This is a genomic window from Pontivivens ytuae, assembly GCF_015679265.1.
GTDB classification, from domain to species: domain Bacteria; phylum Pseudomonadota; class Alphaproteobacteria; order Rhodobacterales; family Rhodobacteraceae; genus Pontivivens; species Pontivivens ytuae.
In genome coordinates this window covers 870,846-897,500 of record NZ_CP064942.1, presented here as the reverse complement: position 1 = coordinate 897,500, position 26,655 = coordinate 870,846, and the positions used below count along the sequence as shown (strand labels likewise).

Genomic DNA, 26,655 nt, shown 5'->3' with positions numbered 1-26,655 from the left:
TGCGAGGGCGCGGCGTCCGCGAACCAGCGCCACTTGGCCATACCCTTTCAAGGGTTACGTTCGAGGGCGCCGGGCAGCCTTCTTCAATGTCGGTTTCGAATGACTACCTCTACGCCGTGAGTTGATCTGGCGCGAGGCTTTGGACCCATGAACGATCGATCCGGGTGCGATGCCGGTCCTGCTGTCGCGGGCGCGCGTGATCCGTCAGAAGGCCGAGCGGGCGACCGATGACCGAGACGATCGAAGCCTATATCTTCTACGAGATCGCGGCGCTGCTGGTCCTCGCCGCAGCTGCGGGCTTCGTGGGTCTTCTCCTGCGCCAGCCGCTGATCGTAAGTTTCATCGCGGTGGGTATCCTCGCCGGGCCGTCGGTTCTCGATATCGCGCAGTCGGATGAACAGATCGATCTCTTGGCGGAGCTCGGCATCGCACTCTTGCTGTTCCTGGTCGGGCTGAAACTCGATTTCGCGCTGGTGCGCACGCTGGGTCCCGTCGCGCTGATGACGGGGCTGGGGCAGGTGCTTTTCACCACCGTGTTCGGCTTCCTGATCGGGCTCGCGCTCGGCCTCGATCCGGTGACGAGCATCTATGTCGCCATCGCGCTCACCTTCTCATCCACGATCATCATCGTGAAGCTGCTGTCGGACAAGCGCGAGATCGACTCGCTGCACGGGCGGATCGCGCTGGGTTTCCTGATCGTGCAGGACATCGTCGTGGTGCTCGCCATGATCGTGCTGTCGGGGCTTGGGGCCGGGACGGCGGGCGGTGGCGGGGTCGCGGACGTACTGCTGGTCTTCGCGTACGGTATTGCGATGCTGATTGCCGTGGCGTTCTTCATCCGCTATGTCGCGAACCCGCTGGTGGAGCAGCTGTCGCGCGCGCCGGAGCTTCTGGTGTCCTTCGCCATCGGCTGGGCGGCGCTGCTCGCCGCGGTCGGGCATTATCTCGGTTTCGGCAAGGAACTGGGCGGGCTGCTCGCCGGTGTCTCCCTCGCGTCGACCCCGTTTCGGGAGGCGATCGCGGCGCGGCTTGCGTCGCTACGGGACTTCCTTCTGCTCTTCTTCTTCATCGCGCTGGGTGCGGCGCTCGACCTCTCGATCCTTGGCGCGAGCGTCGGCCCGGCCATCGTGCTGGCGCTCTTCGTGTTGATCGGCAACCCGCTGATCGTACTGACGATCATGGGCGCGATGGGGTATCGCAAGCGCATCGGCTTCCTCGCCGGGCTGACGGTGGCGCAGATCAGTGAGTTCTCCCTGATCTTCATGGCGATGGGGGTGGCGCTCGGCCATGTGGCGGACGAGGCGTTGGGCCTCGTCACGCTGGTCGGGCTCATCACCATCGCGGCGTCCACCTACATGATCACCTACTCTCACCAGCTCTACGATCGGTTGGAGCCGATGCTGGGCGTGTTCGAGCGCCGCGTCGATCGGGTGGAAGAGCAGGGCGCACCTGCCAGCAGGCATCACGACGTGATCGTGGTCGGTCTCGGGCGCTACGGCCTCGGCATCGCGCTGGAGCTGCGGGAGGCCGGGCGGCACGTGCTGGGCGTCGACTTCAGCCCGGTCGCGGTGCGCCATGCTCGCAGGATGGGCTTCGATACCGTCTTCGGCGATGCGACCGATCCGGAATTCCTCGCACATCTACCTCTTTCGCATGCTGGCTGGATCGTCTCCGCCGTGCCGGAGCACGATACCGGCGTCACCCATGACGATCCGCGCCGGTCGCTGCTGCGCTCGGTGAGGGACCTTGGCTACAGTGGCCGCGTTGCGATGGCGGCGCATCATGACGACGCGGCCGAGCGCTTGCGTCAGGACGGGGCGGACCTCGTCCTGTTGCCCTATGCCGACGCCGCCGCCCAGGCCGCGGCGATGATCCGGTCCAATGCGCAGTCTGGGCATGAGGACGTGGCCGACCCCGAGGGGCAGAAGGAGTTCGCGACGTGACCGATACCGGGCTCCGGCCCCTCAACCATGTGGTCGCCATCTGCGGGGGGAGCGAAGCGGATCGGGGTCTGCTCGCCGCCGCAGCCGGGTTTGCCGAACGCAACGGCGCGCGCCTCACTCTCCTGTCCGTGATCGAGCCCCCGGCCGAGGCCAAGGCCGCCGCGCGCGCCGCAGGGGTCTCGCTCGATGTCGCGCTGGAGCGGCTGGCGGAGGAGCGTCGCGCGCACATCCGGTCCTTCCTGCCACGCGACCTCGATCCCCGGATCGAGATCCGCACCGGCCGCCGCTTCGTGGAGGTCGTTCAGTTCGCCATCGCGGAGCAGGCCGACTTCGTGCTGAAGACGGCCGAACCGCTCGCCGGCCTCCAGCGGTTCCTGTTTTCGAGCACTGATCACCACCTGCTGCGCAAGTGCCCGTGCCCGGTCTGGCTGCTCCAGCCGGATGCCTCGACCACCCAACGCCGTATCGTTGCCGCCGTCGATGTGGACACGCAGGGGGCGGAGGAGCCCGGCACCTTGTCCGGCCTCAACCGCAGTGTCCTGGATGCGGCCCTGCGGATCGCCTCCGGCCCCGACACCACCGTCGACGCGTTGCACGCCTGGGATGCGGCGGGCGAAGATCTGATCCGCCGCTGGTCCGACGATCCGCATGCGCAGGCCGCGGCGCAGGACTACGCGGCGACGGCCCAGAACCGGCGGGCCGGGGCGCTCGGCGATCTTGTCGATGAGGCGGCGGCACGCGCAGCGGCCTCCGGTCTGACTGCGCCCCGTGTGCTGCCCCGCCTCGAACGGGGTGGCGCGCGCCGCATCATCCCGGAATGGCTCGGAAAGGTGGAGGCCGAGACGCTGGTCATCGGTACCGTGGCGCGGACGGGCGTGCTGGGGGTGATCATCGGCAACACCTCCGAAGACATCCTCAACAGCGTCGCGTGCTCGGTCGTCGCGGTGAAGCCGCCGGGCTTCGTCTCTCCCATTGCGCCGCTGCCGTCGTCTGCCGGGACGCCGTCTCGCTGAAGCTCGTCCCGGTTATCGGAATGCGACGGACAGAGGGCCCGCCTGTCGCCGGGCTGCCGGATCCAGATGTGCTTACGGCCGGACGAGATCGGACATGTCCACCTCGACCTGCTCGGACAGATCGCTGAGGCTGTCATGCAGCAGCTGCAGCGCGTAGTGTGGATTGTGGACATGCGCGCCGGTGTCCTTTGCGACGAACTGGTAGTTGTAGGCCGCCCGCAACAGCCGCGGGGTCCAGCTCTGATAGCGGTTGGGAAACGCCGCTTCGGCCTCCGACGCGGTGCCGTCACTATCGGTATCCGTGAAGAAATAGGGGAAGCTGTCGGCATAGACGACCGGCGTGCCCACGACCTCCGCCGCATAGACGCCGATGGCTTCGCCCAGCCGTGCATGAAGCGTGGCGATCGGGTCGGCGATCCCTTCCGTGACATTGCCATCGCCGTCGAAGTCGAGGGGCGACAGACGGATTTCCGAGAATGTCTCGGCCCCCTGGTGACAGACGGTGCAGTTGTCGATGCTCACCACCTCTAGCGAGTGCGGCCGATGGCAATCCGTGCACTGCGCGAAGTCGGGCACGTGGGTGAATGGACCACGGTAGTCGCGGCCCTCGTACTCGTAGCCGCCCTGCACGGCGGAGCCCAACAGCGTCGCGGCCGCGGGTGCATAGTGGACATTGATGAACCTCAGGTCGGGGGAGACGTCATCCTCGGCCATACCCTCAACGGCAGCGGCGACAGTCGTTGTCGCGGCACGGCCCTGGTGACACACGGAGCATACCGCGGAGGCTCCAAGACCGTCGATCATGGCGCCGGACACGAAAGGCACGGTCTGCAACGCCTCGGCCGCGTCGCTGTGACAGGCGGAGCATTCGACCACCTCGCCGATGGGTACGGGATGATCGAGCGCCCCGACGAGGTCGCGGGTTCCGCTCAGGTAATCGGTCACGCCCGTCGTCGAGTGGCAGACGGCGCAGGTGCCCGGGATCTCGCCCTCGTCGTTCCAGTGGGTGAAGGCTCCGGTCGAGCCGTCAGCATGAGGTGACGCGAGCCATGCCTCGGTGATCTCCTCGAGCGTGGGCCCGGTCTGTTCCTGCTGCGCGAAGGCAGCGCCTCCGAAAAGCAGCACGGCGCAAAACCACAGGGATGTTCGTTTGAAGGGCAACATCTCAACTCCATCCGAGCGTTCCGGGATGCAGCAAGGGTCGTCGAGACCTCCCAAGCCGTTCTTGACAAAGATCAATCGCCGGGACGGCAGGCCGTCTAGTCTGCCTCTCAGCCGGTTCTGCGTCGCTCCGTACTGGGGCGCCGCAGGCGTTTCCTTGGGGGCTGAACGGATTTGGCAAGGACGCATTTCAGGATAAGAACGGGCTTGGCTGCGGAGAAATCGCGCCTGCAGCCTGGGGCCGGGATCAGCAAACTGCGCCCGTCCCGTGCCGCTCTCCTCGGCAGCGACCACCTGGGTATTCGGCCCCGGTTCGAGGTTGAGGTCGGCGACAGGGTCGCGGCTGGCCACGTCCTGTTCCGCGATCGCAAGCATGAGGAAATCGCCTTCGTCGCTCCGCTTGGTGGACGGGTCGCTGCCATCGAGCTTGGCCCTCGCCGCACCCTGTCGAGCCTCGTCGTGGAGAGCGACGGCCTGGAGCCCCCGCGGGAGCACCCGGCGCAGGTCGAGGCGAGTACCGATGATGCGGCGCGACGCGCGCTGTTGGGCTCCGGCTTGTGGCCCGCCTTCCGCACGCGCCCGTTCGGATACGTTCCGGCCCCGCAGGACCAGCCCGCTGCCATCGTCGTCAACGCCGTGAGGGTGTCGGGCGAGGCGCCCGATCCGCGAACCGTCATCGCGCGGCGTTCGGAGCAGTTTGTCGAGGGCATGCAGCGTCTGACGCAGCTCACCCGCCGCCTGGTCTACCTTTGCCGCGAAGCGGGGGATGCGGTCCTCCCGGCGCCTGACGAGCGGATCGAGGAGCGGGTCTTCACCGGTACGGCGGCGGCGGGTCTGTCCGGGACGCAGATCAACAGGCTGCACCGTGCCGGAGCGGAGCGCGTTGTCTGGAGCGTGGGCTATCAGGACGTCATCGCCATCGGTCATTTCTTCCGGACGGGCACTCCGCTCGGCACGAGGATCGTCTCGGTGGCGGGTCCCCTGGCCAGCGCGTCAGCGCTGATCGAGACCTGTATCGGAGCCAACCTTCACGAGGTCGCCGCAGGAGTGCTGTCTCATGGTCGCGCCTGCCGACTCCTGTCCGGCGGAGGACAATCTGGCAGCGAGTCAGCCTATCTGAGCCGCTTCGATGACCAGATCACGGTGGCTGCACCCGACCGGGCCGTTGGTCGGTGGCGTCCCAGGGGTTACCCGGCGATTACCCCCACCGCTAACCTTGACCGCGCGCTGGCTCTCGACATCCACGCCGTTCCGCTGATGCGGGCGCTCAGCATCGGAGACGTCGAAACGGCAGAACGGCTCGGCTGCCTGGAACTGGTCGAAGAGGACGTCGTGGCGCTCAACGGGCTCTGCACGAGCGGGGCCGATTATCCACGCCTCTTGCGAGAGGTTCTGGACCAGCTCGCGCGCGAGGCCGCATGATCCGCCTCCACCAAGGCGGCGTCACGGCCGTCACGATCCTTCAGAGCATCGCGCTCCTGCCGCCGCTAGGCGTCGTCCTGATGGTGGAGGGCGCGCCGCAGATTGCTCTCCTTTTCGCGGCGGTCATCGTGGCGTTGCTCTGGGAAGGCCTCTTCGGGTTCCTGCGGAGGAGACCGGCCACGGCACATGGCCTCACCACCGCGCTGATCGTCGCGATCGTAGTCCCCGTGGGCCTGCCTCTCTGGCAGCTTGCAGTGGCGCTGTCCCTCGGCGTGATCCTCGCCGAACTGATCTTCGGCGGGCGCGGCTTCGGTTTCCTCAGTGCCGCGACCGTCTCGCTGTCGCTCCTACTCTTCTCCTTTCCGCAGACGGTGCTGCGCCCGGTCACGGCGGACCTTGCGCTCGCGACGCTGCTTGGTGCGCTCCTGCTCTTGGCGTTCGGGCTTCTCTCGTGGCGGGCCGCAGTCGGTTTCATTGCAGCGCTGGTTGCGTTGCTCGCTTTGACGGGCTCGCCGGTCGACATCACGGCGACCCTCGTTGCGGTCTCCGTCGGTCTGGTCTTCCTCGTCTGCGATCCCTTCGCCGCCGCGAGCACCAATCCCGGCCGCTGGCTCTACGGCGCGCTGGCGGGTGGGCTGGCCGTCGTCTTCTCCGCCGGAGCAGCAGCCCCGCCAATGGCGGCGCTCGTCTCCGCCGCGCTCTTCGCCAGTATCACAGCTCCCCTCATCGACCACCTCGTGATCCTCGCCGATGCCGAACGACGGAGGCGCTGCCTTGGCTGACACACCCGCCCCCCAATCCGGCAAGGACGACCGCCTGCGCGTCTTCGGCGTTGCCATTGCAGTGGCACTCACGTGCGCGATCGTCGTCTCGGTGAGCTCCGTCCTCCTGCGGCCCTACCAGGAGGCGCATCTGGAAGCCGAACGCGAGGCGCGCATGGCCGCCATGCTCGACGCGCTGCCGGGTATGCGCGAGATCATGGAGGAGGCCGGCGTCGACAGCCTCAGCACTCGCATCGTCGATCTCGAAACCGGTCGCTTCGAGCCCGAGATGGACCCGGCGAGCTTCCACCAGCAGGCGGCTGCGAACGATCCGGACAGGAACGTCGCCATCCCGTCCGAGCTCGACGTGGCCGACCTGCGCACCCGCGCCCGCCACGCCCCCGTCCACTTCCTCGACCGGGATGGTGAGCTGCTGCTTGTCGTCCTGCCCGTAAGCGGCACGGGCTACCAGTCGACGATCCGGGCGATGCTCGCGCTGGAAGCGGATCTCAACACCATCGCCGCGCTCACGATCACCGAACAGGCCGAGACTCCGGGCCTCGGCGCCCGGGTCGAGGACCCCGCGTGGCTCGCCCAATGGCCGGGGAAGGAGATTGCGGACGAGAGCGGCGCCATCGAGATCTCCGTCGTCCGTGGTCAGGCGAGCGGGCCTCATCAGATCGACGGCCTCACCGGCGCGACCCGCACCTCGAACGGGGTCGGCAACATGCTGCGCTACTGGATGGGAGATCATGGCTTCGGCCCGTTCCTCGACAGGTTGGCCGAGGAGGGGCTCTGACGATGGCATCGCTCCTGCGCCACGTGACCGGCCCGGTGATCGACAACAACCCGATCACGCTGCAGATTCTCGGCATCTGTTCCGCGCTGGCCGTCACCACGTCGCTGTCGACGGCGCTGACCATGTCGGCCGCGCTGACCGTCGTGCTCTGCCTGTCCTCCGGCATCATCAGCCTGATCCGGAACTACATTCCGGGCGTCATCCGGCTGATCATCCAGATCATCATCATCGCCTCGCTGGTGATCGTGATCGACCAGTTCCTGCGCGCCTTCGCGTTTCAGATCAGCCGGGAGCTGTCGATCTTCGTTGGCCTGATCGTGACCAACTGCCTCGTCATGGGCCGGGCCGAGGCCTTCGCCATGTGGAACCCGCCCGTGCCCTCGATCCTCGATGCGCTCGGCAACGGGCTTGGCTACAGCACGATCCTGATCCTCGTCGGCACCATCCGGGAGCTGCTCGGGAGCGGCACGCTGCTCGGCTATACGATCCTCGTTCCGGCCTCCGAAGGTGGCTGGTTCGAACCGCTCGGCCTGATGCAGCTCGCTCCCAGCGCCTTCTTCATCATCGGCTTTCTGATCTGGGCGATCCGCACCCGCTGGTCTGCCCAGATCGAACGCCCGGCCTTCGCCCTCAAGACCGGGCGGGCCGCGCGATGACGGACTTGTTGCTGACATCCGTGTTCGAGCAGAACCTCGCGCTCTCCTTCTTCCTCGGCATCTGCACGTTCCTCGCCGTCTCGCAGCGGTTCGAGACCGCGCTGGGCCTCGGCCTCGCGCTGATCGTCGTGCAGACCATCACGGTGCCGGTCAACAACCTGATCCTGAATGGTTTCCTCGTCGAAGGTGCCTGGGCCTGGCTCGGCCTGCCCGAGATCGACCTGACCTTCCTCAATCTCATCGCCTTCATCGGCGTCATTGCGGCGATGGTGCAGATCCTGGAGATGACGCTCGACCGGTTTGCCCCTGCGCTCTACCGCGCGCTCGGCATCTTCCTGCCGCTCATCACCGTGAACTGCGCCGTCCTCGGCGGCAGCCTCTTCATGGCGGAGCGGCAGTACAGCTTCGCGCAATCCGTCGTCTATGGCTTCGGCGGAGGACTCGGCTGGGCGCTCGCCATCATCTGCTTCGCCGCCATCCGCGAACGGCTGAAATACAGCGACATCCCCGAGGGGTTGCAGGGCCTTGGCAGCGCATTCCTCGTCACCGGGCTCATGTCGCTTGGCTTCGCGGCCTTTGCGGGAGTGGCGCCGTGACCGAGATCCTGTTCGGCAGCTTCGTCGTCGTGGCGCTGGTCCTGACCCTGAGCGCGGTCGTGATGCTTGCCCGCGCGCTGCTGATGCCCGCGGAGCCGGCGACGCTCACCGTCAATGGAGCGATGGCAATCGACACGGTGACCGGCGAGAAGCTTCTCTCCGCGCTGAAGGATAACGGCGTGCTCGTCCCGTCAGCCTGCGCAGGGGCGGGGACCTGCGGCCTCTGCCGGGTGCAGGTGACCGAGGGCGCGCCCGCCACCCTGCCGGTCGAGGCCGCGAAGTTCACCAAGGCGGAGATCAGGGACGGGTTTCACCTCGCCTGCCAAGTGGTTCTGCGAAACGACATGGCCGTTCAGGTTCCGGAAGACCTGATAGGTGCCGAGAGCTACGTGACCACGGTCCTCTCCACCCGGGCATTGACCCCCCTGATCCGGGAGATCGTGCTTCAGGTGCCGATGGAAATGGAGCCGGATGTCTTTGCCGGTTCCTTCATCGAGGTGACCGCGCCGCCCTACAGCTTGAACTACGCCGATCTCGATATACCCGAGGCTTTCGCCGAGGTCTGGGAGCCGCTGCGTGGTCTGCGGGTGAGCAGCGATGAGGAGGTTACCCGCGCCTATTCGATCTCGAACCGTGCTGAGGATACCGAAGCCAAGTGGTTCGTGCTGAACATCCGGCTCGCGCTGCCGCCACCATCGAGCCTGGATGCACCGCCCGGTTTCGTCTCCTCCTGGCTGTTCGCGCTTCGCCCGGGCGACGAGGTCCGGGTCGCGGGACCGTTCGGCAGCTTCCGCGCGCGCGACACTGAGCGGGAGATGGTCTTCATAGGCGGCGGTGTCGGCATGGCACCCCTACGGGCGCTGATCCACGAGCAGCTCGCCGATCCTGCATCCAACCGGAAGATGAGCCTGTGGTACGGCGCGCGGGGCCAGGCGGAACTGTTCTACGCCGACGAGATGGATGCACTCGCGGCGGAGCATGATCGCTTCTCCTGGACGGTCGCGTTCTCCGATCCCGGACCATCCGACACCCGCGAGGCGCCGACAGGGTTCATCCATGTCGTCGCCTTCGAAACCTATCTCCGCGATCACCCCGCGCCCGAGGCGTGCGAGTACTACCTCTGCGGGCCGCCCCTGATGATCCGCGCCGTCCTCGCCATGCTCGATGATCTGGGCGTAGAGCGCGACAGCATCTTCCTCGACGATTTCGGAGTGTAGGACATGGAGCTCAGCAGACGTCAGACCCTCCTCGGTGCCGTGGCCACGGGCGCGCTGGCGCTGATGGGAACGGATGTGCAGGCCGCGCAGGTGCTCGAAGGGCGCGCGTTCGGCAGTACATGGCGCATCATGCTCGCCGATGTGGCGGACGGGGCCGGATTCCTGCAAACCGTCGAGGACGTCCTGTCCGACGTAGACCGTGCGATGTCTCCATATCGCGTCGATTCCGATCTCTCGCGTTTCAACGTCACTCGTACTGTAGACTGGCAAATAGTCTCCGGCCCGACCGCGCACGTAGCGGCCGGGGCCCTGCGCATTGCGGCGCAAACTCGGGGCGCCTTCGATCCCACCGTGGGGCCGCTCGTCGGGCGCTACGGTTTTGGGCCGATCACCGGGGAACTCGGCTCCTATCGCGACCTCAATGTCCGAGGCGATGCGATCCGAAAGGCGCGGCCGGGTCTGACGCTGGATCTTTGCGGGATCGCGAAGGGACACGCGCTCGACCGCGTCGTTGCCGCATTGCGGGATTTCGGGCACCGAAATGCCCTGGTCGAGATCGGGGGGGAAGTGCGTGCGCTGGGTGGCCGGGCAGATGGCGGGCCATGGCAGGTTGCGCTTCTCGATCCGACCGCCGGAGCGCCTTCCGTTCACCGGATCATCGCTCCCGGCGAGCTTGCACTCGCGACATCGGGTCCGTCCCATAACGGCCTGCGAACCGGCCGTCTGAGCGCAAGCCACATCATCGACCCGATGCGGCGGGAGATGGCGGGCCCAGCTCTCCTCTCCGTATCCGTTCTCGCGGAAACGGGGACGGAGGCGGATGCGCTTGCAACCGCGTTCTGTGCGGCCGGAGCAGAGGCGGGCATCGAGATGGCAGAGGAGGCCGGCATCGCCGCGCTGTTCCTGCTCGCCACGGACGATGCGCCGCGGGAGGTCATGACAGGCGCCTTCGCAAACTACGTGATCGTTTGAGGTGCCGATGGAAACCGTCCTGCTCACCGTGATCGTGATCCTCCTCGCCATGGGGGGCATGGCGATCGGCATCATCGCCGGGCGCGCGCCGATCAAGGGCTCGTGCGGCGGCCTCGCCTGCGTGAAGGGCGTCGATTGCGGTATCTGCAAAGGCCGACGAACCGCCGCTGCGAACGAGGAGGCATGATGGCCGGTATCCCCCTCGTCTCCGAATACATGACCACCGAACTCGTCACGCTCACCCCCGAGTTGGAGATCAACCACGCGATGGGCGTGCTGCTGGACAACGACATCTCCGGCGCGCCCGTCGTCGACGAGACCGGCGCGATGGTCGGCATCCTGACGCAGAAGGACTGCCTGAACGCGGCGATCGAGGCGAGCTACTACCGCGACTGGGGCGGCATCGTCTCGAAGTACATGTCGCGCGATGTCGAGACGCTGCCCGCCGGGATGGACATGCTCGCTGCCGCGAGCGCCTTCCTCCGCAGCCGCTACCGGCGGTTTCCGGTGATCGAGAACGGTCGCCTCGTGGGACAGATCAGCCGGGCGGATGCCCTGCGCGCGCTTCGCGATAGCTGGCCCTGAGGCGGGCGCGCGGTCCGTCGCTCCTGTGTTGTGAACGAGCTGGCGGAAAGGTTCGCATCAAAGAGTCGTGGGCGGGATGAGGCCGCCATGGTTCCGGCAGGCACTTGGCCATGGAAAGGGTGACGCTCCTGAACACACCGCTTCGGGCGGAGGGGAAGATGGCGGACCATCTCTCGCCCGCGTCGTGCTTACGTCCGTAAGGTTTTGGCGTCCCCACGTGAGTGGCCCGCCGCCGAGACGCGTGACGAGCAGATCGGCCACCAATCGCATCGTCCGCCCGTTATCGTTCGTGAAGGGATGGATGACGACCAGGCGATCGTTCAGGCGGACAGAGGCGATGCACCGGCCTGGCAGAAGGTGGCTTCCTCAGTCTCTTGGAAAGCTGCACTACAAGATCGAGCGCTGAAACCCACCAAAATACTGGAATCAAACATAGAATTCTTCAGACATGAGGCGTCTCCACTCGGTCTAATCCTCATGCTGCTACGCTGAAGAGGTTGTGTTGCTGACGGCGGTTGCGCTCTCCCCCATAGCCAATTTGAGCTAAGATAATCCAATTAGATCAAAATAAAGCTAAGTCAAATCGATAAATTATATTATAATTACTATAAAGAGGCAATAAATTTAGCTTCGGGTTCAAATAAACTACGCAATCGGTAGACTCCATAATTATCCAGGGTCGAAGTGATCGGCTGAGTCAATTTAATGTTGAATTATTCATTTGTTTGCGAATATCGGAATATCGGAATATCGGAATATCGGAATATCGGAATATCGGAATATCGGAATATCGGAATATCGGAATATCGGAATATCGGAATATCGGAATATCGGCAGTGGCAGTTGAGGCTACTATTAGATAGTACGTAAATTCTCATCGTGATTTTTTTGATAATGTAGGTACTGCATTGGGGATTGGGCAAGTAATTACGCCAGGTAAAATTAATCATGGAGCCGAAATAAGTGGGCCTAGTTTTTTCAAATGAAAGATCTAATTAAATAAAATCGATTACTGTAGGTGATGGTTTAATTGCAATAATATTGCATTACGTGGTCAAATTATTCTGTTTTTTGATCGCGGTTACTTTTTTGGTGAGCTGTTCATTTCTCTGCTCATCGTCTCTCCTGCGCCAAGAAGACTTCTCCTGAGCGCTTCTACAGGATGGCTTGAAAGGCGCTCTGGTCTCGAAGCTGTCTTCCTTTGATCAACATCCTTGCTGATCAAAGGACGAGCGGTGCTTTTGTCCTGTTCCTGCCGTTCATAATGCAATGGCGGTCCATCGCTACGATCTGTCGATGCTGCCGTTCGCCGTAAGCTCGTGACCGTCTGGCGGAACGCCCTTCGCGCCGCGGACGATCCTGACGATCACATTCTTCAACGAGTGAGCTGCCTCCGAAGGATCAGCTACGGGATCGGAAGCTGATCCATGACCTGGCGAAACGCGTTTCGGGCCCAGCGGGTGTCGCCCGTTGCGCGATGGGTGGCGGCAGCGCCGCGCAGGAGCACGACGTAGAGATCGGCGAGCGCCGCGGCATCCGTGCCCTTGCGAAGGGCACCGTCTTCGACCGCCTTCGCGATCCGGGCTTCGAGTGCTGCTCGCGGCCGTTCCAGCGCCGCGCGCGCGTCGTCGACCTGAGGCGCGTCGTTTCCGCCCAGATCGAAACAGGCCTGCGCGGTCATGCAGCCCGGCGGGATCTGCGGATCCTCGAGTTGATCCAGGAACCGGTCGAAGAAACCGGTCAGAGCGATCCGGATGTCGGGATCCTCAAGGCTCTCGCGCAGCCGCGCGCCGAAGACCGCGCCATAGCGGTCCATGGCTTCATGGTAGAGACCGGCCTTGTCGCCGAACGCGTTGTAGAGGCTGGAGCTGCTCAGGCCCGTCGCCGCACGCAGCGCCGGGACCGTCGCGCCGTGCCAGCCCTCCGTCCAGAAGACGCGCATCGCCGCGTCGAGCACCTCGCCCTCGTCGAACACCTTTTTTCGCGGCACGTGCTTCGCTCCCTTGAATACTGGATAGGGCATTCCAGATAGTAACTGGAACAAGCAATCCAATACGTCGATCCCGGCGCCCAGGCAAGCGCTTCACGCTGCATGAAAGGACCGAAGACATGAACCGCCGCCAATTCGTCGCCGCTACGGCCGCCGCTACCCTTGCTGCACCGTTCGTCCGGTCGGCCGCTGCGCAAACCGCTGGGCTCGCCGGGCCGACACAGGCCACCGCGGGCGTGATCGACATCTCCGAACGGGTGACGGGCTACACGGTCGACTCCGTGCGCAACCATTCGATCAACGCCTATTTCGTGAAAGGCCCTCAGGGGACGGTCGCGATCGACACCCTGTGGCGCATCCCGGAGGCGCGGGAGGCCCTGGACGGCTTCCCGGCGCTCACCGGACGCCCCACCGAAGACATATCCGCCATCCTCATCACCCACATGCACAGCGACCATTACGGCGGGCTGGAGACATACCGCGCGGCATCCGGTGGCGCACCCGCCTTCGCGACCCGGACGGTGCATCGCGTCATCGCGAACGACGAGCACGGCTTCTATGCCAACCGGATCGAGGATTTCGGGGCCGACATTCCGGCAAATATCCCCGTGCCTGAGCCCGGCCTTGCAGACGGCGTGCCGTTCGAAAGCGGCGGTCTCCTGATCGAGCCGACGGTGCTGCGCGGCAACGAGGCGCTGGAGACGACGCTCCTCTACCTGCCCGAAGAGCGCGTGCTGTTCACGGCCGACTTCGTGAACAACCGGACCACGCCGGTCTTCTACCAGGGTGAGATCGACAACTGGATCACCCAGCTCAAGGGCCTGCGTACGCGCTTTCCGGAAGCGGAGACCATCGCACCGGGCCACGGGCCGGTCGGCGACTTCGACGAACTGGTCCGCGACGAGATCGCCTATCTGGAGACCTTCAGGTCTCTCGTGGAGGATGAACTGGAGCGCGGCGGAGGTGCTGTCACCGCTGCGGGTACGCAACGCATCAAGGACCGGATCGTCGACGCCTTCCCGGACTGGCGCACCTCGGCCGGCGTGCCGAGCCGGAACCGGCTGATCGAACTCAACATCGACTGGACCCTGCGCGGCTGGCGGATCGAAGGACCGGGCGCCGGTAGCCCGGCCGAGTTCAGGGAGGGGTGAGGATATCGAGCGTCAGCGGGGCAAATGCGGGCTCCATGCCGACCTCCGATGCGGCCTTGGTAAAGCTAGATCTTCTGCGAAGAGTGAAAAAGTCATGTCGATTGAAGGCTGGCATTCTCTGGCTGCGGAAAAGGAAAACTCAAAGACCGGAATGGCCCCCGATCTGCAGAGTAGTTCTTCGAGGGAAGTTGATCGCTTGCTGCAGCTAGAGCTCAGCGATTGGAGGGGTCCATTTCATCTCTCAGCCAGTCTCCGATCAGACTGATCGAGAGCGTCGCCAACACCGTCACAAGCCCGGGCAGCACCGCGATCCACCACGCCGTCAGCAGGTAGGCGCGGCCTTCGCCCAGTATCTGGCCCAGGCTTGTGAGCGGGGGGCGGATGCCGAGGCCCAGGAAGCTGAGGGACGTCTCCACAAGGATCGTCTGGGGGAAGTTCAGGGTAATCTGGACGATCAGGATCGCAGCGATGTTGGGCAGGATGTGGCGAGTGTACAGATGCCATTCGGAGGCGCCAAAGGCGGAGATGGCCCTGGCATAGCCTTGCTCGCGCGCGGCGAGAGCGGATGCTCTGGCAAGGCGCGCGAAGACCTCCCAGCCGTAGAGGCCGAGGACGGCGACGAAAAGGATCAGGCTGTTGCCGAGGAAGGCCAGAACGGCGAGGGCGATCATCATGAACGGCAGCGCGGCCTGCACATCGACCAGCATCAGGACGGCTTCTCCGACCGCTCCGCGCAGACTGGCGGCAAGGAGGCCGAGGGCGGTGCCGACGACGGCGCCGATGATCGTGCCCAGGATGGCAAGGCCGAGGCTGATCTGAGCGGCCTTCAGAAGCCTTGAGAGCAGGTCCCGACCCAGTTGGTCTGTGCCCAGCGGGTGCGCCCAGTCTCCCCCCAGAAAGACCGGCGGGGCGAAGCGGTTGAGCAGGTTCTGTGCCCGGTAGTCGTGGGGCGCCAGCAGGTCGGCGAAGATCGCGCAAAGGATCAGCAGGCCGATGGCCGCGATGGCGATCCGGATGGTGAGGGGCGGGCGGGTCACGTGCGCCTCGTCTGCAGCGCTCGGACCCGCGGGTCGAGCAGACCATAGGTCAGGTCGACAATCAGGTTCACGGTGATCATCACGCAGGCGCTCAGGATCAGGAAGGCCAGCACGACCGCGAGGTCCCGATCGGATACGGCGCTGACCAGCACGCGGCCGAGGCCGGGCCAGGCGAAGACGGTTTCGACGACGATTGTCCCGACGATGACGTCTCCGAAGCGGAAGCCGAGGATGGTGACCACCGGGATCGCGGCATTGGGCCAGACATGCGCCCGCATGAGCCGCAGGGCAGGCACGCCACGTGCCCGTGCCGCGATCATGTAGGGCTGGTTCAACACCTCGAGCACCGCGGATCGGGTAAAGCGGGCGATGGTCGCGGCGTTATGTGTGCCGAGCGTCAACGCGGGCAGGACGAGGTGCGCCCACGTGCCATGCCCACTCGATGGCAGGACCCGCCATACCATGGCGAAGAGGATGATGAGCACGATGCCGAGGAAGAAATTCGGTGTCGCATAGCCGAGGACGGCGAGGGTCATGATGCCGCGGTCGATGGCCGAGTTGCGGTAGAGCGCGGCGATGAACCCGAAGGTGATCCCGGTGACGATCGCGAAGGCGAGGGCCACGAGCGCCAGCTGCAGGGTGGCGGGGAGCGCTTCCGTAATGATGTCGGCGGCGGGGCGGCGGTCCGCATAGGAAATGCCGAAATCGCCTTGGGCGAGGCTGCTGAGATAACTGAGGTAACGTTCTCCCAAGGGGCGATTGAGGCCGAACCGCTCTTCGTAGGCTTCGATCACCGCGGCGGGCGCTTCGGGACCGGCGAGGGTTTCGGCCGGATTGCCCGTGACGGAGAGAACGACGAAGGCCAGCGTCACGACGATCCAGACGGTAAGCACCGCGCGGAGGAGCTTGATGGCGGCAAGGCGGATCATGCCGGACGGAACTCCCGCAGGTAGATGTGACGCCCGATGCGGCGGCGATGGAGGGTTCCGGCTCTCGAGGCAAAGGTCTCGTCTTCCGGATCTGCCGGGCTTTGACCGAAGGCTTCGGTCAGCACCCGGCCCGACATTTCCGGTGCGTCGAGGCCGAGGAGATGGAGGATCGTCGGGGCGACATCAATGACGCCGCACGGCAGGTCGCTGGTGGTCTGGCGGATGCCCGGACCATGGAGGCCCAGCACCGTGTTCGTCTCGAACCGGTGCAGGCCGCCATGGGTGCTGCCCTTCTCCTTCAGCTCGGATCCGACGAAGCGCGTCGTGCCGGGGATCCCGTGGGGGCCGGGGGCGTCGGTGCTGGCGAGGGTGTAAAGGAGATCGGGCGTGCGAGGATGGTCGTTCAGGATCAGGGCGCGGTCGAAGGTTCCGGCGAGCGCGTCCTTGGTGAAGATCGCGCCGCACCAGTCCTGCTCCTGCAGAAATGCGGCAAGATCGGCGATGTCGCCGCTCGCGCCCCCGACCTGAAGCGCCGCGCCGGAGGGGCCGACGGCGGTTGGGGCGAGGTCGAAGCCGGCAGCGCGCAAGTGATCTTCCGCGGCCAGGTGCTCGGCTGTGTTTACGTGACCGTGGTCGGAGGCGACGACGATCCGGCTGTCGGGCGCTGCCTCGACAATCCGCGCGAGTTGGGCATCGACGGCCTGCATGGCGGTGATCGAGCGGGGAGAGCCGAGGCCCGCATAGTGGAACGTGTAGTCGGGATCGCCGAACCACAGGATCGCCACGTCGGGGGCGATCTCTGGCAGGACATAGTCAACGAAGATGTCGCCCAGCCGTTCGGTCAGCGCCGTCGCGGGCAGGTCGATCCCGGGCGGGGGGCCGAAGCGATCATGGATGGCGCAGGCCTCGGGTCGCGGGCGGGAGCTCTCCCAATCGCGAAGGCAGAGGCTGAGGCCACCATTGGTTGCGACGCGCGGATTGAGCATCCGCGTCGTGCCGCCCGACGCGGTGGTGAGCACCGCCAGGCGCTTGCCGTGGCGGGCAAGGATATCGCCCAGGCTGTCGGGCTCGACGAACCGATCGGCGTAGGCCCGCATCGCGGCCTCGACGTCAGGGATCATGCCGGTGTGGACCAGCCGGTCGGGGAAGACGGCGGGGTCGAAGAACTGGTTCGCCACGATCCCTGTCCGCGCCGGCACGCAGCCCGACGCCATGGCCGCCGAATTGACCCGCGTCATCGTCGGGAAGACGGAGCGGGCATCCGGGAAATCGGCCCCTTCGCGCAACAGGCGGGCGAGGGTCGGCGTGTTGGCGTCGGTCGCCATGTCCCGGCGCAGACCGTCGAAGACGACGAGGATGATCATGGAAGGCCTTTCAGTCATGGGCGGTAAAGTGGCAGGCGGCGCGATGAGATCGGCCGCGCAGCTTTGGGGTCACGGTACGGCAGACCTCCTGCGCGTAGGGACAGCGCGGGGCAAGGCGGCAGCCGGGGGTGGGATCGATCGGGCTTGCCGGTTCGCCCCCCAGCATCGGCGGGGAAGGGCGGCCGCCCGGATCGGGCCGCGGGATCGCCGACAGCAGACCTTGCGTGTAAGGGTGGCGCGGGGCGGTGAGGACCTGACCCACCGGACCTTCCTCGACGATCTCGCCAAGGTACATGACCGCGACACGCTGGCAGAGCTCGGCAACGGTTCCGATGTCGTGCGAGATGAAGATCAGGCCCATTTGTCGATCCGTCCTGAGGCGGTCCAGCAGGGCGGTGACAGCGCGGGCGACGGGGGCATCAAGTGCCGCGACCGGCTCATCACAGATCAGCACGCGTGGCGCGAGGCTCAGGGCGCGCGCGATCACAACCCGCTGCGCCTGCCCGCCGGAGAGCTGGCCTGGCAAGCGGTCGGCAAGCTCCGCCGGCAGCTCCACCTGCGCCATCAGGTTTGCCAAGCGGGCTTCGTGATCCGCTGCGCTGCCGATCCCGTGGATGACCAGCGGCTCGATGATCTGGCGGCCGACACGCATCCGCGGGTCCAGGCTGTCGAGCGGGTTCTGGTAAATCGTCTGGATGACCCGTATCCGTGGCCCCTCGGGGCGGACCACCGAGCCGGAGGTCGGCCGGTCCAGCCCCTGCACGAGCCGACCAAGGGTCGACTTGCCGCAGCCGGATTCTCCAACGATCCCAAGGGCCTCGCCCTCACTTAATGTCAGCGACACACCGTCCAGGGCGTGAAGGGTCCGGGTCCGGTCAAACAGATGCGCGCGGGGAAGCGGGAAGTGTCGCGTCAGATCGGTGGCGGTGACCAGCGTCATGGGCCGGCCTTTAAAAGAGGCGGCGGGGCGAGCGTGGGTAGCGGAAAGCTTCGCGCTTCCGAGACGATCTTTCGGGTCACCTCCCGGCTCGGTGCGGTGAAGATATCCCGGGTCGCGCCCGCCTCGATCACCTGTCCCTGATCGAGAACCACGACCGTCTCCACCATTTCCGCGATGACGCCCATGTCATGCGTCACGAGCAGCAGCGCCGTGCCGTGCTCGGCCTGAAGCTGCCTGAGCAGATGCAGGATCTGGGCCTGCGTCGTTACGTCGAGCGCGGTGGTCGGCTCATCGGCGATCAGCAGGTCGGGCTGGGCCGCCAGCGCCATCGCGATCATGACGCGCTGGCACATGCCGCCTGACAGCTCGTGCGGATACGCGGCGAGGCGACGGGCCGCGTCAGGGATGCCCACCGTTTCAAGCTGCGCCACCGCCTCGTTCCGCGCCGCGCGACCGGTCAGGCGACGGTGGAGCCAAAGGACCTCCGTCATCTGCCGTCCGATCTTGTGCACAGGGTTCAGGGCACGCGTGGGGTTCTGGAAGATCATCGCGATGCGTCCGCCGCGAAGGGGACGCATCTGCCGCGCCGTCAGGGACAGCAGATCGCATCCGTCGAAGGTGATCCGGCCGGTGACGTCAGCGGCATCGGGCAGCAGCCGGGCGATGGCGTGACAGGTCACCGACTTGCCGCTGCCCGACGCGCCGACGAGGCCCATCGTGCCGCCCGGAGCCAGGGCAAAGGACGCGTCCTGCACGATGGGACCTTGCCCGAAACCGACAGTGAGGTGATCGACCGAAAGCAGCATGGCGGATGACCGGGGGCGGGCGGCCCCCGGTCCTCAAGAGGTCAGCTGTCGCTGCCGATCTGGAAGTTGTCGGCCCGGAAATCCATGAAGAATAGGCTGTAGGGCGTCCACTCGATGTCGTCGCGCATGATGAAGGTGACGACCGGGTTGTAGAGGATCGTCATCGGGGCCTCATCCTCGAAGATATCGAGCATCCGCTGGAACTTCGCCTTGCGCTCGGCCACGTCGGAGGTCGTGAACATCTCGCCCGCCAGCGTGTTGAATTCCTCGGGCGGCGTGAAGAAGCCGTAGCGGGTCTGGATCGCGGCATCCGGACCCCAGTTGGCCATGATCGCGCCGGTCGGGTCGGGCAGGCGATAGGTATTGGACCACGCGTAGATCTGCGCGCCCTCATCGCGGACGGCGGTGAAGTTCTCGACGAACTCCAATTCGACGGTAATGCCGGCAGCGCGCCACATCTCCTGCAGAATCTGGGCCGCTTCCTGACCGTTCAGGTAGTAGTCTGGGATCAGACGGAACGAGATCGGGCTGCCGTCGTAGCCCGAGGCCGCGACAAGCTCCTGCGCCCGCTCGAGGTCGAAGGTGAAACCTTCGCGATCCGCCTCATACATATCCCCGAAGGAGGCCAGCTGATGGCCGTTCGGGGTGTAGTTCTCGTCGTTCCACAGAGCCTGCCGCAGCAGATCGCGATCGATTGCGTAGCTGAGCGCCTGCCGCAGCTCCCTGGACGCGAGTACCGGGTCGGCCTGGCTGAAAACAAGCACGTGGGAGTTGTCGAGCACGACCGAAGCCGACTTGATGTCGTCATACTGCTCCACGACGCCCATCTGATCTGTCGGGATATCGACCGCCATGTCGTACTCGCCGCTGACGACACCGGCGACGCGCGCGGCAACCTCGGGTACCTCGCGGAACGTGATGGACGCCGCGGCGGGGGCATCGCCCCAGTAGGCATCGTGGCGCTCCAGTCGGATGAAATCGTTGTTGCGGTACCCGGCGGCGGCGTAGGGACCTGTGCCGACAGGTGCCCAATTCATCTGCTCGGTTGCCGCCTCCATCCACTCGGCGAAGGGGCGGTCGTCGGCCAGCGCGGTCCAGGCCTCATCGCAGACCAGGAAGGCCGTATAGGAGCTCAGCCGTGCTTCGAAAATCGGATCGGCGACGGTGGTGGTGAAGCGGACGGTGTAGTCATCCACGGCCTCGACGCTTTCGAGATGGCCAAAGTAGATCCGGCCTGCGGAATAGAAGCTGTCCTCACCCCAGAGCCGCTCGGGCGAGAAGGTGAAGAGGACGTCTTCCGCATTGAACGGCGTGCCGTCGTGGCAGGTGACCCCCTGGCGCAACGTGACCTCCAGGACATTCGGTTCCGGGCGCGTCCAGCTTTCGGCGAGGCCGGGTTCGAGCGTGACGCCAACCTCAGGCACGTCGCGGAAGTTTCGGCGGATCAGCGTGTCGTAGATCGAGTAGTAGACGCGGACGTCCACGTTACCGGTTCGGTCAGCCGGGTCGAGGCTGCGAGCCAGGCGGTTGACCGCGATGTCGATGTCCGTCGCGTCCTGGGCAATCGCGGGAAGGGCGGTCAACAGCACGGCGGCGCCGGTTCCGGAGAGAAGGAGATGTCTGAGCATTGGGCAGTCCTTTCTTGGCAGGGGGGACTAAGATCCGAACCGTTTCTTGACGGCTGCGTATCGTTGGAGGGCGCGCATCGACTGACCCTCATCAATGGCGGCAAGATGGAGGATGATGGCGTTGACGATGGTCATCGGGACGGTCAGCGACTGGACCTCGCCGGCCCCGCCGCGCGATGCCGACAGATGCAGATCGGGCTTCACCGTGAGCCGCCCGCCGCCGAGATCGGTGATCGCGATGGTCCTTGCCCCCATCTCTGCGGCTTCGGCCATCAGGTCTTCCGTCTGACGGCGCGGCTGGCGGAACGAGAAGAGGCACAGCACGTCGTCCTGCGTCATCTGGGCCAGCCGCTCCGGCAGCAGAATACCCGCGTCGGCCAGATCCACCGCGTCATAGCCGGATCGGGTCAATCTCAGGGTCATGAGCTGCGCGAGGGCCGCCCCATGCCCGCGGGCGAAGACGAAGATGCGCCGGGCGCTCCGCAGAACCCTTGCCACCTCGCGTATGTCATCGTCGGACAGCGTTTCGCCGAGTTGCCGTAACGCGTTGACCTCGCTCTCGATGGCCGCGGCAAGCAGTCCTTCGCCCTGGCTCTTCGTCAACCTCGCTGCCATGCGCGCACTCGGATCGGCAAAGTCTTCACCGCCTCGGATGAGGCTGTCGCGCAGGAAGGCCTTGAACTCCGGGTAGCCCCCGAAGCCCAACCGCTTTGCGAGTCGAACTGCGGACGCGGGATGCACCCCGGCGCGCGCCGAGACCTCCCGGCCATTCTCCATCGCGGCGCGTACCGGATCGTCCGACAGCACCTCAAGCAGCCGGGTATCGACCCCGGTCAGCTTGTCTGCGTTGTCGGCGATGAGATCTCGCAGGGGCTGCAGCATGGATGCTCCGAAACGTTGCTGTGCCGCTTCGTGCATCTGCAACGCAAAGTGCAGGTGACGGAGATATGAAATTTTTGCTGCAGACAGTCAGTGAAACGCACGATGCATGGATTGCTTCGGCATCCTCATCTGGAACGCTGAGCTCGACAGAGTCATGCGCCGCGGCTGCTACGGCATGGATCACACCATGCAAAGCATGCCGCCGATTCTGTCAGGGTATCCGTCTCAACAGCCTGTTTTGCGTGATCAATTGAAGCCGCAGGGCCAGTTCGAAATGCCCTGCAATGATAAGGCGCAAACCAGCCGGCGCCGACGTGAACCCGTTTTACAACGTCGGCCGGGGTTTTGCTTTTGGGGAGGGGACGAGGCATTCCCAGACACCGGAAAGGTTTACGCTGTAATTCCCCCACACACGTAGAGCCAAGCGGAACAAGGCATCACAAACGTAGCCGCGAGAATGCGCGCTTCACTCGACAGACTAACACATGCTCACCAGGCAAAACACTCGACGCGCTAGAGTGGCAGATTGTCCATCTACCAATTTACCCACCGAAGAACGGCCATTAGCAGCGCCAGCAATCCCAGCGATCTGTGCCAATTTAAGTAGGTGTTTGTGTTAGTTCAGACAAAGCAGACGATCCTGACCTTTGCTACAACGTACACTCAGGCCGTTTTCGTTTGGGTACACCTGTCCTTCCCCCCTAGAACTGGGCCATTACATTGGCCGCGAGAGGGGGATTGGGCATGGCGAGGAAGCGACATTCAGACGAAGACATCTTGAAGCTGCTGCGTGAGATCGAGCTGAAGCTGACGGCGGGCGATGACGTGGCCACTGCATGCCGCGGCGTCGGGATCAGCGACGCGACATACTACAACTGGCGGAAACGGTTTGGCGGGATGGGCCGGTCGCAGCTGTCGGAGATGAAGAGTTTGGAGAAAGAGAACGCCCGACTGAAGAAGATCGTCGCCGAGCTCGAACTGGACAAGCTCATACTCAAGGAAAGCCTGAACCACCTAAAGCCCAGGGCCTGACCACAGAGGAGCTTCGTCAGGCCGTCCTTCACACACGCCAGAAGCTTGCCACGTCTGAGCGGCGGACCTGCCGGGTGATTGGCCTGGCGCGGAGCTCCCTGCAATATCAGCCAACACAGAGAGACGATGATGCGCTACGGTTGGCTCTGATCCGGTTGGCGAAGCAGTACGGGCGATATGGCTACCGCAAGATCACGGAGCTGCTTCACATGGAAGGCTGGCGGGTCAATCACAAGAAGGTCGAGCGGCTCTGGCGTGAGGAAGGATTGCAGCTTCCGCAGCGGCACAAAAAGCGCAAGCGGCTCTACCACAAGGGCAGCTCGATCATCCGGCTTCGGCCCACGCACCCGAACCATGTTTGGGCAATAGACTTCGTGCATGACAAGCTCAGCAATGGGCGCAGTTACAAGATGCTGACGGTTCTCGACGAGTTCACGCGGCAGGCCTTGGCTGTTGTGGTCCGCACCAAGATGGGTGCCGACGAAGTTCTCGAAGCACTCTATCCGCTCCTGCTGCGCCACGGTTCCCCGGAGTATATCCGGTCCGATAACGGACCCGAGTTCGCAGCAGAGGCGATGCAGGGCTGGCTTCGGCGTGTTGGGATCAAGCCCATCCGCATCTACCCAGGATCACCCTGGGAGAACGGATACAACGAGCGCTTCAATGGGACATTACGGCGAGAGGTTCTCAATGCGGAGTGGTTCACGACGACCAAGCAAGCTCAGATCGTCATCAATCACTGGCTCAGGCAGTACAATCACACCCGACCGCATCAGGCACTCAACATGCGCCCACCCGTTCCTGAAACAATATTAGAGAAACCCCTGATCAGTGGCCCAGACACAGGGGGCTAGACAGGTCTCCGCGGATGGCGTCAACTTGTACGTCTATCGCAAGCTGACAGAGGACCTTCGCGACCAGAGCGAGCGGATCTCCGAGGACCGGCTGATGTGGCTGGCGTCCCAGGCCGGCAACGTGGTAAGATCGCAATCATGGCTTAGAACAGGCTGGAGTAGCGGTTCGAGGCGTCCCTGCGCGACCGCGTCTGAGTGACCTTTATCACCTACCTGAGTACGCACAAAGGCTGGCTGCACTCTGCTTCATAATCGACCTGCTCTATCTTCGCGTTGTGGGCTGGTCGGCGCAATATAATATGGCAACTTACCAGTCTCTTCTAACGGCTGCCCCGCGGCGCGAACCGACGGACCGGGTTACAGTGCCTTCAGACCACGGCTCACGGTTCACGAGCCGTGCATGGCAGTCTTGCCTCCGGCAAAACGGTCTCGAACCGAGCTTGAGCCAACACGGAAGCTGCTACGACAACGCCGAGAGCTTCTTCCAGCTGCTAAAGCGCCAACGCATTCGGTCCCGAACCTACCAGACCAGCGATGCTGCCCAGCCTTATTTCATCGAGTACTTCGAGTTGTTCTAAAATCTGAATCCCAAGCACATTAAAACGGCCTGCTGTCGCAGGTTGATAATTAAAACAGGTGGCGGAAACCAGAAAGAGGCAAGTATCTAGGGGGCTAAGGGCGCGTCGCTTTAAGAAATCGTGAGCCCGCTTTAGGGTAGGGCGCTTCGAGCCGATATCTATCGGTTGCCCACCGAGCATCTGTCCAGTAAGCCGCGCTTTAAGTAACTCTCCCGCAAACGGTGATCTATCCTCCCGGGCAAGGCCATGTTTTTCGAAATCGGGACGCTCTTTCATGAACTGGAACGACCTTCGCTTCTTCCTCGCCGTGTCCCGGTCGGGGAGCCTGTCAGAGGCCGCGCGCCAGATCGGCACGTCGCCCTCCCGCGTGTCCCGCCGGATCGAGGCGCTGGAGGCCGCACTGGGCATTCCGCTCTTCCTGCGCAGTCCCGACGGCTATCGCCTCACGGATCAGGGCGCCGAGTTCGTGCCGCGGGCCGAGCAGGTGGAAACCGCCGCCCTCTCGCTCTCGGGCAAGGCGGCCTTCTGCGCCGGTATCGCCGGTCGCGTGCGGCTGGCGACGGCGGAGAACCTCGCGACGCGCCTGCTCGCCCCTGCGCTGCCCGGCTTCCTGCAGGCGCACCCCAACCTGACGCTGGAGCTCGTCACGGGCGTGAGATCCCTCGACCTCGCCCGCTACGACGCGGATCTCGCGCTGCGGCTGGTGCGGCCGACCTCGGCGGAGACGCGCATCCGCAAGCTCGGGCACATGGCCTGCGCGGTCTACATCGCCGTCGACGCGGATCCGCCGGGCTTCGTGTGCTGGTCGGCGGAGATGGGGGATCTGCCCGTCGCCCGGGCCGTGACCGCGATGAAGTCACCGGTCGCGATCGTATCCAACAGCCTGGCGGCCCACCATGAGCTCGCCGCGGCGGGCGCCGTCCGGGCCGTCCTGCCCTGCTTCATCGGGGATGCCGACCCGAGGCTGCGGCGGATCGGCGGCATTGTCGAAAGCGCGGGTCAGGACATCTGGCTCGCGATCAACAAGGACGTCGCCGCCTCCGCTCGCATCCGCGCGGTGGCCGACTTCGTCGTCGACGTGGTCACCCGGAACGCCCTGCAGCTGGCACCCGGCCCTACCGCTTCACCGGCTGGCGCCGCGGCCACTCCTCATCCAGCTTGAGCGCCTTGCGCCCCCGCAGCCGCACGCGCTGGTCGAGGCGCTGCGGCCAGTCGCCGAACCACGCCGGCCACCCTTCGGGCCAGAAGTCGGAGGGAAAGCCGAGCGGCGTTCGGCTCGCGTGGTCGAGACGCGTCATCACCGCCTCATCGAGCTCAAGGCTCACGGCCTGCAGGTTGTCGGCGATGTGAGCCGCGGACCGCGCCCCGATGATCGGGATGTGCCGCGGCGAGCGGGCGCGCAGCCACGCGATCGCGATCTGGGCCGGTGACGTGCCGAGTTCCTTGGCCATTGCCACGACGTCCTGCGCGACGGCCAAGCTGTGCTCGCTCTTGTACTTGTTGAAGTGGCCGACCGCGCCCGTGGCGACCCGTCCGGACGTGTCGCCCGCCAGCGTCTTGCCGGTCAGGACGCCACCACCCAGCGGCGACCAGTCGAGGATGGAGAGGCCCAGCGCCTCGGCCATCGGGATCAGCTCCCGGTCGGCGTCGCGCTGCGCGAGGTTGTACTCGATCTGGATCGCGGCGGGCCGGGCGATGTGCATGACCTCGGCCAGCGCATCGGCGCGCGACACCAGCCAGGCGGGAAAGTCCGAGAGCCCGAAATGCAGGACCTTGCCCTGCCGGATCGCATCCTCCATCGCGCGCAGCGTCTCCTCCACCGGCGTGAAGCCGTCCCACATGTGGGCGTAGTAGAGGTCGACATAGTCGGTCCCCAGACGCTTCAGACTGGCATCGAGCGCGGTCATCAGAGTCTTGCGACCGTTGCCGAAGGCGTTGGCGTTCTCGGGATCAGTGCTGATCGTGTACTTCGTCGCGATCACGAAGCGGTCGCGCTGATCGGCGATGAAGCTGCCCAAATAGCTCTCGCTCGTCCCGCCGGTATAGGCATTCGCGGTGTCGATGAAATTGCCCCCGGCGTCGACGAAGGCGTCGAAGATCCGGCGGCTCTCCACTTCATCCGCGCCCCAGCCCCACTCCGTCCCGAAGGTCATGGCGCCGAGGCAGAGCTCCGAGACCTTGAGACCGGTGTTCCCGACAAATGTATACTTCATGTCAAAGACCCTCCTGACTGGATCGGGGGCAGATGACAGGTTGCGGGAGCTTCTCGCAAGCGGTGAGAGACTCCCGAAAATAGTAAGCCGCTTCGCGAAAACGGAAGGGTGATCTCTCAGAGGGCG

At 64.9% G+C, this 26,655-nt stretch carries 26 protein-coding genes; 15 read left to right on the top strand and 11 right to left on the bottom strand.

The features are described 5' to 3' along the window. Positions 1-227 precede the first annotated feature (227 nt). Both I0K15_RS04180 and I0K15_RS04175 read left to right on the top strand, forming a co-directional pair. Positions 228-1,943 carry a cation:proton antiporter gene (locus I0K15_RS04180; RefSeq protein ID WP_196104167.1) on the top strand — a complete coding sequence of 572 codons (1,716 nt, stop codon included), beginning with the start codon at positions 228-230 and terminating at the stop codon, positions 1,941-1,943. Continuing rightward, a complete protein-coding gene (locus I0K15_RS04175) occupies positions 1,940-2,956 on the top strand; it encodes a universal stress protein (RefSeq protein WP_196104166.1) in 1,017 nt (338 codons plus the stop codon). The genes I0K15_RS04180 and I0K15_RS04175 overlap by 4 nt, the downstream gene beginning before the upstream one ends. A 72-nt stretch (positions 2,957-3,028) precedes the next feature. Here I0K15_RS04175 and I0K15_RS04170 read toward each other — a convergent pair whose 3' ends face one another. Next, entirely contained in the window at positions 3,029-4,081 is a 1,053-nt protein-coding gene (locus I0K15_RS04170; protein WP_230374286.1) for a polyheme membrane-associated cytochrome C, read from the bottom strand. A 243-nt stretch (positions 4,082-4,324) separates the two neighbouring features. Between I0K15_RS04170 and I0K15_RS04165 the strand changes: the two genes are divergently transcribed. From I0K15_RS04165 to I0K15_RS04125, 9 genes are read left to right on the top strand one after another with little or no spacing between them, the layout of a single operon-like run. Continuing rightward, positions 4,325-5,539 (top strand): hypothetical protein, encoded by a 1,215-nt coding sequence (locus tag I0K15_RS04165; RefSeq protein WP_196104165.1) that lies wholly within the window; start codon positions 4,325-4,327, stop codon positions 5,537-5,539. Then, positions 5,536-6,321, top strand: a complete 786-nt coding sequence (locus I0K15_RS04160) for an RnfABCDGE type electron transport complex subunit D (protein WP_196104164.1) — start codon at positions 5,536-5,538, stop codon at positions 6,319-6,321. The genes I0K15_RS04165 and I0K15_RS04160 overlap by 4 nt, the downstream gene beginning before the upstream one ends. After that, positions 6,314-7,099, top strand: a complete 786-nt coding sequence (gene nqrC, locus I0K15_RS04155; RefSeq protein ID WP_230374285.1) for an NADH:ubiquinone reductase (Na(+)-transporting) subunit C — start codon at positions 6,314-6,316, stop codon at positions 7,097-7,099. The genes I0K15_RS04160 and nqrC overlap by 8 nt, the downstream gene beginning before the upstream one ends. A gap of 2 nt (positions 7,100-7,101) precedes the next feature. Further along, entirely contained in the window at positions 7,102-7,755 is a 654-nt protein-coding gene (locus tag I0K15_RS04150; protein WP_196104162.1) for an NADH:ubiquinone reductase (Na(+)-transporting) subunit D, read from the top strand. Next, positions 7,752-8,351, top strand: coding sequence for an NADH:ubiquinone reductase (Na(+)-transporting) subunit E (gene nqrE / locus I0K15_RS04145; protein ID WP_196104161.1), 600 nt, complete (start codon positions 7,752-7,754; stop codon positions 8,349-8,351). The genes I0K15_RS04150 and nqrE overlap by 4 nt, the downstream gene beginning before the upstream one ends. Continuing rightward, positions 8,348-9,568, top strand: a complete 1,221-nt coding sequence (gene nqrF / locus I0K15_RS04140) for an NADH:ubiquinone reductase (Na(+)-transporting) subunit F (protein WP_196104160.1) — start codon at positions 8,348-8,350, stop codon at positions 9,566-9,568. Before nqrE ends, nqrF begins: the two co-directional genes overlap by 4 nt. Positions 9,569-9,571: 3 nt before the next feature. Then, positions 9,572-10,540 (top strand): FAD:protein FMN transferase, encoded by a 969-nt coding sequence (locus tag I0K15_RS04135; protein WP_196104159.1) that lies wholly within the window; start codon positions 9,572-9,574, stop codon positions 10,538-10,540. Positions 10,541-10,547: 7 nt separating this feature from the next. Further along, the gene (locus I0K15_RS04130; RefSeq protein ID WP_196104158.1) at positions 10,548-10,727 is read left to right on the top strand and encodes a hypothetical protein; all 180 of its coding nucleotides are present in this window, start codon (positions 10,548-10,550) and stop codon (positions 10,725-10,727) included. Further along, positions 10,727-11,125, top strand: coding sequence for a CBS domain-containing protein (locus I0K15_RS04125; RefSeq protein ID WP_196104157.1), 399 nt, complete (start codon positions 10,727-10,729; stop codon positions 11,123-11,125). The genes I0K15_RS04130 and I0K15_RS04125 overlap by 1 nt, the downstream gene beginning before the upstream one ends. 1,405 nt (positions 11,126-12,530) lie before the next feature. On the opposite strand, the gene I0K15_RS04115 is transcribed toward I0K15_RS04125, so the two are convergent. After that, a complete protein-coding gene (locus I0K15_RS04115) occupies positions 12,531-13,115 on the bottom strand; it encodes a TetR/AcrR family transcriptional regulator (RefSeq protein ID WP_196104156.1) in 585 nt (194 codons plus the stop codon). A 119-nt stretch (positions 13,116-13,234) separates the two neighbouring features. On the opposite strand from I0K15_RS04115, the gene I0K15_RS04110 reads away from it, so the two are divergent. Beyond that, positions 13,235-14,266: an MBL fold metallo-hydrolase gene (locus I0K15_RS04110; RefSeq protein ID WP_196104155.1), complete on the top strand. Its 1,032-nt coding sequence runs from the start codon at positions 13,235-13,237 to the stop codon at positions 14,264-14,266. 212 nt (positions 14,267-14,478) lie between these two features. Here the strand turns inward: I0K15_RS04110 and I0K15_RS04105 are convergent, their stop codons facing one another. From I0K15_RS04105 to I0K15_RS04075, 7 genes are read right to left on the bottom strand one after another with little or no spacing between them, the layout of a single operon-like run. Continuing rightward, positions 14,479-15,303 carry an ABC transporter permease gene (locus tag I0K15_RS04105; RefSeq protein ID WP_196104154.1) on the bottom strand — a complete coding sequence of 275 codons (825 nt, stop codon included), beginning with the start codon at positions 15,301-15,303 and terminating at the stop codon, positions 14,479-14,481. Beyond that, complete coding sequence (locus tag I0K15_RS04100) at positions 15,300-16,232, bottom strand: ABC transporter permease (RefSeq protein ID WP_196104153.1); 933 nt, start codon at positions 16,230-16,232, stop codon at positions 15,300-15,302. Before I0K15_RS04100 ends, I0K15_RS04105 begins: the two co-directional genes overlap by 4 nt. Then, positions 16,229-17,596 (bottom strand): alkaline phosphatase family protein, encoded by a 1,368-nt coding sequence (locus tag I0K15_RS04095; RefSeq protein WP_196104152.1) that lies wholly within the window; start codon positions 17,594-17,596, stop codon positions 16,229-16,231. Before I0K15_RS04095 ends, I0K15_RS04100 begins: the two co-directional genes overlap by 4 nt. A 10-nt stretch (positions 17,597-17,606) precedes the next feature. Continuing rightward, positions 17,607-18,536, bottom strand: coding sequence for an ABC transporter ATP-binding protein (locus I0K15_RS04090; RefSeq protein ID WP_196104151.1), 930 nt, complete (start codon positions 18,534-18,536; stop codon positions 17,607-17,609). After that, entirely contained in the window at positions 18,533-19,342 is an 810-nt protein-coding gene (locus I0K15_RS04085) for an ATP-binding cassette domain-containing protein (protein WP_196104150.1), read from the bottom strand. Before I0K15_RS04085 ends, I0K15_RS04090 begins: the two co-directional genes overlap by 4 nt. 41 nt (positions 19,343-19,383) lie before the next feature. Then, positions 19,384-20,970, bottom strand: a complete 1,587-nt coding sequence (locus tag I0K15_RS04080) for an ABC transporter substrate-binding protein (protein ID WP_196104149.1) — start codon at positions 20,968-20,970, stop codon at positions 19,384-19,386. A gap of 27 nt (positions 20,971-20,997) precedes the next feature. Then, positions 20,998-21,852, bottom strand: coding sequence for a MurR/RpiR family transcriptional regulator (locus tag I0K15_RS04075; RefSeq protein WP_196104148.1), 855 nt, complete (start codon positions 21,850-21,852; stop codon positions 20,998-21,000). A 744-nt stretch (positions 21,853-22,596) separates the two neighbouring features. Between I0K15_RS04075 and I0K15_RS04070 the strand changes: the two genes are divergently transcribed. Next, positions 22,597-23,738, top strand: a protein-coding gene (locus I0K15_RS04070; protein ID WP_422393987.1) for an IS3 family transposase whose coding sequence is annotated in 2 segments (ribosomal slippage) — positions 22,597-22,857 and positions 22,860-23,738 — 1,140 coding nt in all. Because the reading frame shifts where the segments join, the coding sequence is not laid out codon by codon here. Positions 23,739-23,929: 191 nt separating this feature from the next. Then, entirely contained in the window at positions 23,930-24,316 is a 387-nt protein-coding gene (locus tag I0K15_RS21250) for a DDE-type integrase/transposase/recombinase (protein WP_196105357.1), read from the top strand. On the opposite strand, the gene I0K15_RS04060 is transcribed toward I0K15_RS21250, so the two are convergent. Continuing rightward, positions 24,230-24,592, bottom strand: a complete 363-nt coding sequence (locus tag I0K15_RS04060; RefSeq protein ID WP_196104147.1) for a hypothetical protein — start codon at positions 24,590-24,592, stop codon at positions 24,230-24,232. The two genes, I0K15_RS21250 and I0K15_RS04060, sit on opposite strands and share 87 nt — an antisense overlap. On the opposite strand from I0K15_RS04060, the gene I0K15_RS04055 reads away from it, so the two are divergent. After that, entirely contained in the window at positions 24,591-25,478 is an 888-nt protein-coding gene (locus I0K15_RS04055) for a LysR family transcriptional regulator (RefSeq protein WP_196104146.1), read from the top strand. The two genes, I0K15_RS04060 and I0K15_RS04055, sit on opposite strands and share 2 nt — an antisense overlap. On the opposite strand, the gene I0K15_RS04050 is transcribed toward I0K15_RS04055, so the two are convergent. After that, a complete protein-coding gene (locus tag I0K15_RS04050) occupies positions 25,432-26,529 on the bottom strand; it encodes an aldo/keto reductase (protein ID WP_196104145.1) in 1,098 nt (365 codons plus the stop codon). The genes I0K15_RS04055 and I0K15_RS04050 overlap by 47 nt on opposite strands. Positions 26,530-26,655: the final 126 nt, after the last annotated feature.

What these genes read in the sequence shown, in the direction of transcription:
- I0K15_RS04180 (WP_196104167.1), top strand. Translation starts at nt 228, where the DNA reads ATGACCGAGACGATCGAAGCCTATATCTTCTACGAGATCGCGGCGCTG.
- I0K15_RS04160 (WP_196104164.1), top strand. Translation starts at nt 5,536, where the DNA reads ATGATCCGCCTCCACCAAGGCGGCGTCACGGCCGTCACGATCCTTCAG.
- I0K15_RS04150 (WP_196104162.1), top strand. Translation starts at nt 7,102, where the DNA reads ATGGCATCGCTCCTGCGCCACGTGACCGGCCCGGTGATCGACAACAAC.
- nqrE (WP_196104161.1), top strand. Translation starts at nt 7,752, where the DNA reads ATGACGGACTTGTTGCTGACATCCGTGTTCGAGCAGAACCTCGCGCTC.
- I0K15_RS04135 (WP_196104159.1), top strand. Translation starts at nt 9,572, where the DNA reads ATGGAGCTCAGCAGACGTCAGACCCTCCTCGGTGCCGTGGCCACGGGC.
- I0K15_RS04130 (WP_196104158.1), top strand. Translation starts at nt 10,548, where the DNA reads ATGGAAACCGTCCTGCTCACCGTGATCGTGATCCTCCTCGCCATGGGG.
- I0K15_RS04125 (WP_196104157.1), top strand. Translation starts at nt 10,727, where the DNA reads ATGGCCGGTATCCCCCTCGTCTCCGAATACATGACCACCGAACTCGTC.
- I0K15_RS04110 (WP_196104155.1), top strand. Translation starts at nt 13,235, where the DNA reads ATGAACCGCCGCCAATTCGTCGCCGCTACGGCCGCCGCTACCCTTGCT.
- I0K15_RS04100 (WP_196104153.1), bottom strand. Translation starts at nt 16,232, where the DNA reads ATGATCCGCCTTGCCGCCATCAAGCTCCTCCGCGCGGTGCTTACCGTC.
- I0K15_RS04095 (WP_196104152.1), bottom strand. Translation starts at nt 17,596, where the DNA reads ATGATCATCCTCGTCGTCTTCGACGGTCTGCGCCGGGACATGGCGACC.
- I0K15_RS04090 (WP_196104151.1), bottom strand. Translation starts at nt 18,536, where the DNA reads ATGACGCTGGTCACCGCCACCGATCTGACGCGACACTTCCCGCTTCCC.
- I0K15_RS04085 (WP_196104150.1), bottom strand. Translation starts at nt 19,342, where the DNA reads ATGCTGCTTTCGGTCGATCACCTCACTGTCGGTTTCGGGCAAGGTCCC.
- I0K15_RS04080 (WP_196104149.1), bottom strand. Translation starts at nt 20,970, where the DNA reads ATGCTCAGACATCTCCTTCTCTCCGGAACCGGCGCCGCCGTGCTGTTG.
- I0K15_RS04075 (WP_196104148.1), bottom strand. Translation starts at nt 21,852, where the DNA reads ATGCTGCAGCCCCTGCGAGATCTCATCGCCGACAACGCAGACAAGCTG.
- I0K15_RS04055 (WP_196104146.1), top strand. Translation starts at nt 24,591, where the DNA reads ATGAACTGGAACGACCTTCGCTTCTTCCTCGCCGTGTCCCGGTCGGGG.
- I0K15_RS04060 (WP_196104147.1), bottom strand. Translation starts at nt 24,592, where the DNA reads ATGAAAGAGCGTCCCGATTTCGAAAAACATGGCCTTGCCCGGGAGGAT.
- I0K15_RS04050 (WP_196104145.1), bottom strand. Translation starts at nt 26,529, where the DNA reads ATGAAGTATACATTTGTCGGGAACACCGGTCTCAAGGTCTCGGAGCTC.